This window comes from Armatimonadota bacterium, assembly GCA_031459715.1.
Taxonomy (GTDB): Bacteria; Sysuimicrobiota; Sysuimicrobiia; order Sysuimicrobiales; family Humicultoraceae; genus Humicultor; species Humicultor tengchongensis.
The window spans coordinates 57,742-67,768 of sequence record JAVKIA010000013.1 but is presented as its reverse complement, the minus strand read 5'-3'; the positions used below and the strand labels follow the sequence as shown (position 1 = coordinate 67,768).

The 10,027-nt window shown below is 67.3% G+C and carries 9 protein-coding genes; 1 reads left to right on the top strand and 8 read right to left on the bottom strand.

Annotated elements, in window-relative coordinates; all coding sequences use genetic code 11:
• Window positions 1–585: adenine deaminase C-terminal domain-containing protein (locus QN152_06960; protein ID MDR7539259.1), on the top strand; the 585-nt coding region annotated here is incomplete at its 5' end.
• Here QN152_06960 and QN152_06955 read toward each other — a convergent pair.
• The 8 genes from QN152_06955 to QN152_06920 form a co-directional block, all read right to left on the bottom strand.
• On the bottom strand, window positions 586–1,395 hold the full coding sequence (locus QN152_06955) for a sugar phosphate isomerase/epimerase family protein (GenBank protein ID MDR7539258.1): 810 nt from the start codon (window positions 1,393–1,395) through the stop codon (window positions 586–588).
• Window positions 1,392–2,453, bottom strand: coding sequence for an ABC transporter ATP-binding protein (locus tag QN152_06950; protein ID MDR7539257.1), 1,062 nt, complete (start codon window positions 2,451–2,453; stop codon window positions 1,392–1,394). The genes QN152_06955 and QN152_06950 overlap by 4 nt, the downstream gene beginning before the upstream one ends.
• A gap of 59 nt (window positions 2,454–2,512) precedes the next feature.
• Complete coding sequence (locus QN152_06945; protein ID MDR7539256.1) at window positions 2,513–4,204, bottom strand: iron ABC transporter permease; 1,692 nt, start codon at window positions 4,202–4,204, stop codon at window positions 2,513–2,515.
• A 24-nt stretch (window positions 4,205–4,228) separates the two neighbouring features.
• Entirely contained in the window at window positions 4,229–5,215 is a 987-nt protein-coding gene (locus QN152_06940; GenBank protein MDR7539255.1) for an ABC transporter substrate-binding protein, read from the bottom strand.
• A complete protein-coding gene (locus tag QN152_06935; protein ID MDR7539254.1) occupies window positions 5,212–6,153 on the bottom strand; it encodes a MurR/RpiR family transcriptional regulator in 942 nt (313 codons plus the stop codon). Before QN152_06935 ends, QN152_06940 begins: the two co-directional genes overlap by 4 nt.
• Before the next feature lie 141 nt (window positions 6,154–6,294).
• Window positions 6,295–7,692: a pitrilysin family protein gene (locus QN152_06930; protein ID MDR7539253.1), complete on the bottom strand. Its 1,398-nt coding sequence runs from the start codon at window positions 7,690–7,692 to the stop codon at window positions 6,295–6,297.
• The gene (locus QN152_06925; GenBank protein MDR7539252.1) at window positions 7,692–9,023 is read right to left on the bottom strand and encodes a pitrilysin family protein; all 1,332 of its coding nucleotides are present in this window, start codon (window positions 9,021–9,023) and stop codon (window positions 7,692–7,694) included. The genes QN152_06930 and QN152_06925 overlap by 1 nt, the downstream gene beginning before the upstream one ends.
• Window positions 9,024–9,075: 52 nt before the next feature.
• The gene (locus QN152_06920; GenBank protein ID MDR7539251.1) at window positions 9,076–10,023 is read right to left on the bottom strand and encodes a hypothetical protein; all 948 of its coding nucleotides are present in this window, start codon (window positions 10,021–10,023) and stop codon (window positions 9,076–9,078) included.
• Window positions 10,024–10,027: the final 4 nt, after the last annotated feature.

Sequence of the window (10,027 nt, the reverse complement as noted above, 5' to 3'; positions counted from 1 at the left end):
TGGGCAGACACGCTGGGCCCTCTGCGGCTGCCCCGGGTCTCCCGCGACGTCTTTGCGCCGGACGCATCCCTTCCGGCCTGCCGCCTGGTCAACGACGTGATCACCGAACCGACGGAGATGGCCTCGGCGGATGGTTGGCTCCAGACTGCGCTGGTCGACCGCAAGGGCCGGTGGGTGACCCGCTGCCGCCTGGAAGGGTTCGCTGCTAGGCTGGGCGGGCTGGCCACCACGGTGAACACGGCGCTGGACCTGCTGGTCGTAGGGCAGGAGCCGGCGGATATGGCCGCTGCGGCCGGTCGCCTGGCCGACCTGGGCGGGGGCATTGTGGTGGTGGAGGAGGGACGGGAGGTCTTCGCCTTTCCGCTGGAGCTGGGCGGGATATTCTCCTGCCGGCCCTGGGCCGCAGTGGTGGAGGCCAACCGCCGGCTCTCCGCCCTGCTGCGCGTCCGCGGCTACCGCTTCACAGACCCCATCTACAGCCTGATGTTCCTCACCTTCGATTCCCTGCCCTGGGTTCGCCTGACCAGCCGCGGTGTGTGGGACGTACGGAGCCGGCGCGTGATGTCACCATCATTGCGTCTCTGATCATGGATCGGGGAACGACGTGGCTGCCACAAAGCGAATAAGTCGGTCGAAGACTCGCCGGTTCTCCTCAACGCTCCGCATCTCTCGTTCAGCCACGTACCCCTCGATGGCGATAATCCCGGTATAGAACCGGGCGAGCTGGCGCAAAGGCGGGCGCAGGTCGTACAGCCCGTCGGCCAGTGGCACGTGGGCCAGCGTGTCGGTGGAACCGCTCAGGTGCACGTGCCTGATGTACCGCTCCAGGCCGGTCAGGTCCACCGGCTTCCGGTTGAAGAGCAGGTGTGCGATGTCCAGGGCAAGCCCCAGCGCCGAGGTGCCGGCGGCATCCACCAGCCGGACGACGTCTCCGGGATGGGTGACGAACTCGCCGGGACGCTCTTCCATGTTCTCTACGGTGAGGGTGATGCCCCGCTTCCCTGCGACCTGGCCCAACGCGGCAAAGAACGCGGTCAACCGCGGCCAGTAGTCCTCCGGCCGGTCTCGAGACGACGACAGTGCCCCCGGGTGAAAGACGATGACCGACGCCCCCAGGCGAGCAGCATCATCCAGCGCACGGTAGTACTGGCGCTGCGACTCCTCCCGGATCCCGGGGTTTGTGGAGGTGACGTTGAGGTCACGGCTAGGGCCGTGCACGCTGACCGTCAATCCATACGTCGCGGCCTGCCGGGCCAGCGTCGCAGGGTCCTCGCCGCGGGCCCAGAGGTGCTCTGCCCAGATCTCCACGCCCGCATAGTCCATACGGTGTGCCGCCTCAACGACGTCCCGGATGGCAAAGGAGCGCAGCGAGGTGGTAGAAAGGGCGGGCCTCACGCCGGCGCCTCTGCGGCAAAGAGGAGCGCCCGCTCCACCCGCAGCGCCACCCGCTCGCCTTCCCCATACACCTGGGCGTTGGGTGTCTGCACGCGCAGTGTCCGGTCCGCCACACGCACCTTGTAGTCGATGAAGGACCCCATGAAGTTCCGCACCTCCACCGTGCCGGCCATATGGCCCTCCTGCCCCATGACCAGGTCCTCTGGCCGCACCGCCACCATCACCGGCCCGACCAGGGCGGAGCGGTCGACGATTGGGATCCGCTGTCCCAGAACTTCTACCACCACCTGCTCGCCCTGGCGAGCCAGCACCCTCCCCGGGAGGAAGTTCATCAGGCCCATGAAATCAGCGACGAATCGATCATTGGGGTGTCTGTAAATCTCCAGCGGCGCCCCAACCTGCACAATCTGACCGCGGCTCATCACCGCAACCCGATCTGACAGCGCCATGGCCTCGGCCTGGTCGTGGGTGACGTATAGGATGGGTACACCCATGCGCCGCTGCAGCTCCTTCAATTCGAAGCGCATCTGCTCCCGAAGCTTGGCGTCCAGGTTGGACAATGGCTCGTCCAGGAGCATCACCTCAGGCCGGCGCACCAGGGCGCGGGCCAGGGCCACGCGCTGCTGCTGTCCACCGGAGAGCTGTGCCGGAAACCTGCGCTCCAGACCGCGCAGCGCCACCAGGTCCAGCACCTCTCGCACGCGGGCCTCGATCGTCCGGCGATCCAGCTTCTGCAGACGCAATGGGTAGGCCACGTTGTCGAACACCGTCATATGGGGCCACACCGCGTAATTCTGGAATACCATGCCCACCGACCGCCGCTCCGGAGGCCAGAAGATCCCGCTGGCCGGCGCCGAGACCAGCCGCCCGCCGATGCTGATCTCTCCGCGCGTCGGCTCCTCCAGTCCGGCGATGCAGCGCAGGGTGGTGGACTTGCCACAACCGCTGGGCCCCAGCAGGGTGAAGAACTCAAGCTCGCCCACAGTGAAGCTGACGTCGGCTACAGCCGTTGTCCCATCAAACTCCTTCCACAGCCCCCGGACAACGATCTTGTCCATCGAGATCACCCACAGACCCGCGGTCGCCGTCCCTTCCCCGGCGATACCTTATGCTGCCATCAGAATCCAAGCTGCCCCCTGCTCACCCTGCGGACGAGCAGGTTCCCCGCCAGGATCGCCACCAGCACGACCACCGAAAGGGCCGCCGCAATCTGCGTATAGCCAGCGTCCTGCATGTTGAAGATGGTGACACCGATGGTCTCCGTGCGCAGGCTGAACAGGAGGATGGACATGGTCAGCTCGCGGCTGGCCGGCATGAACACCAGGATCCAACCTGCCAGCATGCCGGGTTTGGCCAAGGGCAATACGATGTCTCGAAACGTCCGCAGCGGACCGGCGCCCGATACCCGACCGGCCTCCTCCAGCGAACCATGAATCTGCTGCAAGGTGGCGCTGGTCGTTCGCAGGCTGAACGGCAGGTAGGCCAGCAGGTACGCCAGCAGGATGATGGTCAGCGTGCCGTACAAGCCTGCCCGCGCCCAGGCCAGCAGGACGGCAATGGCGATCACGGTATGGGGAATAGCATACGGAAGGGTACCGATAGCGTCCAGTACTCCACTGCCGGAGATCCTCGCCCTGGTGTGCGCGTAGGAGATGGCGGTTCCCAGACCCATGCACAGGGTGGCCGCGGCGGAGGCGAGGAATACGCTGTTGATCGCCGCGCGCCGTACCTGCTCCAACCCCAGGATGTACCTGTAGTGGCGCGTGGTCAGGCTGGCCAATTCCAGCGGCGCGCCGTAGTAGCGGAGGAACGACGTCAACAGAAGCGCCGCAATGGGGAGGACGGCAATGACCATACCGAAGGTCGCAGCCACCGCGAACGCGGGCCAGCGCCACGCCCCCAGACGCAGGGGCTGCGGGTGGATGGCCTTCCCGGCGATGACCGCGAACCGCCCTTCTCCCCGTTGAATCCACCGCTGCAGCCCCAGGGCGCCCACAGAGATCACCACCAGCAGCATGGACATGGCTGTGGCCAGACTGAAGTCGGGCAGGTTCAATGCGGCATAAATGCTGGTCGTCAAGACGAAAAACCGCGCGCGCAGCCCCAGCAGCGCGGGAATGCCAAAGTTGGCCACTGCGCCCATGAAGGTCAGTACCCCACCCGCCAGAATCGCTGGCAAAACCAGGGGGATGGTAATGTGTAGCATCACCCGCAGGGTGCCCGCGCCCGACGTCCGTGCCGCCTCCTCCAGGCTCACGTCCATGCGCTCGAGCGCGGCGGCCACGGTAAGGAACACCAGAGGAAAGAAGTGGATTGCCATCACCGCGACCACGCCGCTGGGGGTGTAGATGGTCCAGGGCGCCTGAGCGATCCCCAACAGGTTGAGCAGGGGGCGCAACAGGTAGCCCTGAGGGCCCAGCAACTGAGCCCAGGCGATGGCCCCGAAGAAGGGCGGAATGGCGTAGGGCAGGGTAAGCAGCGTGCGAATCCCCCGGCGGCCCGGAAGGTCGGTGCGGACCAAGAGAAAGGCCAGGATGGTGCCCGCAACCATGGCCAGCAGGCTGGTGAGCGCCGCTGTCCAGATCGTGTTCCACAGCGGCCGCAGGTTGTCGGGGGACACGGCGCGGGCGTACGTAGCCAGGCTCCAGGCCCCATCGACTTTCAGGCTGCGGACGAGCACCAGCGCCAGCGGGTAGACGACGATGGCAGCCAGAAGCACCGCCGCGGCCACAACACCCGGCACGCGGGGGTCACTCCAAAGCCGCACCCGCGCAGCCAGCGGCGCGGCCACCTGCCCGGGGACGGTCACCTCTGCGCCCTCTGACCGCAACTGCTACTTCAGCATGATTTCCTCAAACTTCTTCCGGATCTCCGCCGCGTTGGCCGCCGCCCACTCAAACGGTACCGGCAGCGTCTTGATCTCCGCCGCCCTGGGCAATCCTCTTGGCGGCTCCACGTCGGCGCGCACAGGGATAATCCCCAGTTCCACCAGCGCCCGCTGGCCGTCCCTGGAGAGCACGAAGTCGATGAACTGCTTGGCACCCTCCGGGTTCTTGGCGCTTCTGGTGATGGCCAGAGGACTGGGGACGCTCACCGCGCCCTCTTCGGGCCAGATGATGGCCAGCGGCGCCCCGTCCCGGATCATCCCGTAGGCGATGAAGTCCAGGGTCATGCCCACGCCAAACTCGCGGGCGGCCAGCGCCCGAGCCACTTCGGAGTTGCCACGCAAGACCTGAACGCCTTCCCGGCGAGCCCGCTCGAACCAGTCCCATCCGTACTCCTTGACAAAGGTCGCTACCACCACAAACACCGAACCCGAGAAGAACGGATTGGGCATGGCGGCGGTCTTCCCGTACCGGGGGAAGTCGGCCCAGCGTTTGGGCGCGACGCGCTCGGGAATCAGCGTGGTATTGGCGGCGATGATCATGTTGATCAGCCGCCCTGCAGTGAAGAATCCCTGGGGGTCCTTCCACGCCGCCGGGATCATCCGCGCCTCCGGCGACCGGTAGGGCAGCAGCTGGCCCTTCTCCCGCAGGGTGATGAACACAGGCGCGTCGGCAAGCCACAGGACATCCGCCCGGATGCCACCGGTCTCCATCTCCGCGAAGATGCGGCGCTCCAGCTCGGTACTGCCCGAGCGCAGGACCTCCAGCTTCACCTGCGGGACCTTGGCCATGAAGGCCCTGGCGAAATTCGTGGCGATTTCCTGCGGCAGCGAGGTGTACAGCACCACCGTGCCCCCCGGGGGGGCGGCCGAGGTGGTCGATCCCAACCCGCCCAGCAGTGCCAGCACCATGGCCCAGACTCTGACGATGTTCATTCCCCTCCCCCTCCCAGCATCTTCAGTGTGCTTCTACCCTTCCCGCTCTTCGTGGTGCGGCCGTGCCGGGGTGCCAGGCGCGGCCGCTCCAGCGGTCCCTCCAGCTGCTGCCGCAGCCGGTCCCACTCCTGCAGTGATGCCATCGATCGGCCCACATCCTGCAGCGCCACCGCTATGGTCAGCAGGTTGAGCAGTGCCATGGGCACCACCAGGGAGTTGATCACGGCCAGATCGCCTCTTCGGGCGACGAGCATCACATCGGCTTCGGGCACCAGGGGAGAATCGGCCGTATCGGTGATGACCACGGTCCGCGCGCCGCGGGCCCGGGCATACCGCATCCCCAGCACGATGTCCCGGTATCCCCGGAAGAACCCAATGGCCACCAGCAGGTCGCCGCGTCCGATGGAGGGAAGCCGCTCCCAGGCTTCCGAGCCACCGTACAGGATCGGGCGGACGTCGATACCCATGCGGCGGAGGCGGAACTCCAGGAAGGAGGCCAGGGACCGGGATATTCCCAGACCCATCACGTAAACGGTGCGGGCGCGGCGGATCCGCCGGGCCACGGACTCGATCAGGCGAGGAGAGCAGGTGCGGCACAACTCGTCAAGGGCAACCCGATCCTGCTCCAGGACCCGCTGCAGCGGGTCCTGAACGCGGCGCAGGGTCCCCAGGGCCTGTTCCATCCGGGCCACGTGCGCCGTGCGGCTCCGCAGCAGGTCGGCCAGGGAATCGCGCAGTTCCGGGTACCCGGGATAGCCCAACTGCTGGGCAAAACGGATGACGGCGGACTCACTGACGCCTGCGCGCTGTCCCAGCTGCGCCGAGGTCAGCAGTGCAGCCTGGTCGTAGGAGCTGAGGAGGAACTCCGCTACACGGCGGTGGGCAGGGGAGAGGTGCTGGTAGTGCTGGTCAATCCGCTGCAGCAAACCGGGGTTCACAGGATTTCCTGCCACAATAGGGACATTAGGGATTTTTGCAGGAAATCCTGCAAACCCGTCCGTGGCCCTCCGCTGCCGGCGCGGCGGGGCCCCGGGAATAGCCTCCCACCCTTTGTGGTGCCCTACACCTTTGGAGGTGCCCTACCGTGCCGGCGGCGCCACGACAGCCACCACAGGGTGTTGCAGGTAGAGGCGGGCTGCGCGCTGCACGTCCTCCGCCCTCACCCGGGAGACCAGGTCGGGGATGCGCCCGTCGAAGGCGTACCCCACCCCCAGCAATTCGTAGAAGCCGGGCAGGAAGGCCTGGCGGCGCAGGTCCTCGTGGTCGATGGCATGTACCCCAATGATCCGCTGCCTGGCGCGGTCCATCTCCCCCGGCGCAGCGGCCGCCTCCCCCAGCCGGGCGGCCTCGCCCAGCAGCGCCTCCACCACCCTGGTCTCGTTTGCCGGGTCCGTCCCTGCGGAGAGGAGGATGGGCGCAGGCCCGGCCAGGGTGGAGAAGGAGGAACCCACCGCGTAGGCCAGCCCCCGCTTCTCCCGGATCTCCACGAACAGGCGGGAAGAGAGCCCCTCGCCCAGGATGGCGCTCAATGCGCGCAGCGCGGCCCAGTCGCGGTGCCCGGCCGGCACTCCCAGGTAGGCGACGACGATGGAGGCCTGTGCGGTCTGCCGCACCTCCCGCACCTCCCGGCGCTGCGCGGGGCGGGGGGCGAGCGCGCCCTCCACCACCCGCAGCAGGCGGACCCTGTGGGGAGGAGGCTGGCGGCGCAGTCGGGCGAAGGCCTGCTCGACCTTGCGCAGGGCCACCTCCGCCGGGAGGTTGCCGGCGAGCGAGACCACCATGTTGGGCGCGGTGTAGAACGTCCGGTAGAAGGCCGTCAGCCGATCGCGGCTGAGGGCGGAGACCGTCTCCGCGCTGCCCAGCAGCCCCTTGCCGTAGGGGTGCAGAGGGTAAAGAGCAGCCAGGGCCAGGTCGAAGGCTCGGGCAGCCGGCTGGTCGGCCCGCGCCCGCAGGCGGGCCAGACTGATCCGGCGCTGGGCTTCAACGTCCGCCGGGTCGAAGCGCGCGTCGGTCACCAGGTCGGCCAGGAGGTCAAGGGCGGCATCCGTGGCCGCCGTGGGGGCCACCGCGGCCAGCTCGGTGTAGTCGAAGGAGGTCAGGGCGCTCAGCGACCCGCCCACCGCCTCCAGCCCGGTGGCGATGTCGGCGGCGCTGCGCCGGGCCGTGCCCCGAAACAGCACCTCCCGCACGAAGAAAGCGGCCCCGCCCTCGTCGGCCTCTTCCACCCGCGGCGCGGCCCGTACCAGCACGTCCACCGCCACCAGGTCGGCGGTACGGTTCTCCCGGATCAGAACGACCAGTCCGCTGGGCAGGACGTGGCGGGAGAGGGGAGCCGCCCCCTGCGGCGGCGCCTGAGCCGCTGCAACCGGCGCGCCCCCTGCCGTCAGTACCGGTATGGCCAGCGCTGTCAGCGTCAGAAGCGACGCCAGCCTTCGGCTCAGGCCCGGGCGGCTAGCCCTGCCACCATGCCGCGGCATCACGGCTGTCTCCGCGGTTGCAGCAGCACCACAGCGTAGCGCTGTGGATCGAGGAACCGTCTGGCGGCGTGCTGCACGTCCTCGGCGCTGACCCGGCGGATGCGATCGCGGTAGGCGAGGGCGAACTCCAGGTCGGCGACGGTGGCGTAGAAGCCGAGCGTGGTGGCCAGGCCTCGGGTGGTGTGGTTGGCCACGATGTCCTCGCCCTCCAGCAGGGTCTTCGCCCGGCGCAGCTCCTCCTGGCTAACCCCCTGGTCACGGACGGCGCGGACCTCCGCCAGGATGGCCTCTTCCGCCCGGGCCAGGTTCTCGGGCTCCGTGACGGCAAAGACAGTGAAAAGGGTGGGATCGAGGGCGGTGGGGAAGCCCGCGCTGATCTGCTGCACCAGGCGCTGCTCCTGCTGAACGCTGCGCACCAGCCGCGAGCCGCGGCCGCGGCCGAGCACGTACAGCAGAATGTCGGTGGCGTAGACGTCCGGGTCACGGGCGGAGGGGCCCAGCCAGCCCATGTGCAGGTAGGCGGCGCGCAGGTCGGCCTCCACCGTCGCCCGGCGCACTGAGGGCAGGGCGGGCTCGGGCGGGGCGGGCGGCCGCGGGGCCGCCTGCCTGCGCCAGGAGCCGTAGGCCTGCCGCACCCGGCGCGCCACGTCCTCTGCGGTAATGTCGCCCACCACCACCACGGTGGTCCTGGCCGGGGCGTAGTGGGTGGTGTAGAAGGCGAAGAGCTGGTCACGGGTCATCTCCTGAATCACCGCCAGCGTCCCGGCGATGGGCCGGCGGTACGGGTGCACCGTATAGGCGGTGGCGTAGAGGGCGTCGAAGGTGCGGGCGGAGGGAGAGTCGTCGCGCCGCCTGAGCTCCTCCAGGACCACCAACCGCTCCCGCTCCACCTCCTGAGGGTCGAAGGTGGAGTGCATCAGCGCATCGGCCTGGATATCCAGGACGCGGTCGAAGTAGCGGCTGGCAGCAACGATGTAGTACTGGGTGTAGTCGAACGAGGTGGAGGCGTTGAGGATTCCTCCCAGCGCCTCCACCTCCCGGTCGATCTGCCCCACCCGGCGGCGGCGGGTCCCCTTGAACAGCATGTGTTCTACAAAGTGGGCGGCGCCATTGATCTCATCGCTCTCGTCGCGCGAGCCCGCCTTCACCCAGGCCTGCAGGGTGACGATCTCGGTGGCGTGGTTCTCCTGGACAATGAGGGTGAGGCCGTTGTCCAGCACGAGCCGCAGCGGAGCGGCCGTCCCGGGGGTGGCGGCCGCTCCACGCTGGGCGACCGCCGCCGGAACCAGAGCCGTCAGGAAGATCAGGAGGATGGACGCGGTACGGCGCATAAACCGCCGTGAGTGTTCTGCCAGCCGACCGGGGTTCCCTGCGTTGCAGATCTCAGTACCCCGGGTCGAAGACCTTCACGAAGACGCCCCGAGCACCCAGGGCCATCTGGAAGATCTTCCCCTCCGGGGAGACCCGCACTGAGCGGTAGACCTCGTGGGGCATTCGCTGTACGAAGAGCCTGACTCGCCCCAGTTCCCTGCCCTGCGGACCAAGGATAACAACCACATTCGAGGCTGCGGAGCCCTCCTCAAGAAATGCGCCCAGGTATATCCTTCCCTTCCGGTCGTCCCAGAGTCCGAGGAGATGGGCTATGAACATCGGGAAAGAGACGGTGTATTCACTCCACTGCGCAAGACTGTCCTCCTTGGAAAGGTAAACAACTGCCGTAGTGTCGCCGATCTTGCCGGCCCGCATGAGCCTCCGTCCGTCGAGGGTGAAGCGCCCCGGAACAGATATGCGATTGACCATGGGTGCACCGTGGGGGGCGGCGATCCTCACTGACCTCTCTTCCACCTCCACCCACACACCGGCCCATTTCCCATCCTCGCGGCTATAGACTCCCTCCACGGCCGGAGCATAGGAAATGCTCCTTCCTTCCAGAGGAACAATGTTCAGGACCCTGCCCTCGGAGGTAAGAACGTAGACCGCCTTCTTTACCAAATTGTCCAATAAAACAATTCTGTTGGCGGACGCAATAGCAACGTCGACAAACGTCTGGCCCGGGATGCGGATCGTCCTTCTTCTTTCTCCTGCTCTGAAGACCTGCACCCGGGAGTTTACCTGATCCAGAACGAAGATCTCGCCATTCCTGCCTAAATCAAAGCTCATGGGGCCCTCAGGATTGCCCTCCCTGGGTGTGATTACTCCCAGGGCATCGGGACCTGCACCGAACCGGGCCCTCACCACTTCAACTCCTCGTACCTCTTGAGCCTGGGAGACGTCCTCCGGAAAGAATGACAAGAGAGTGAAGCCCAGTACCAGAAGGAGTCTCCTGCGCATAGCT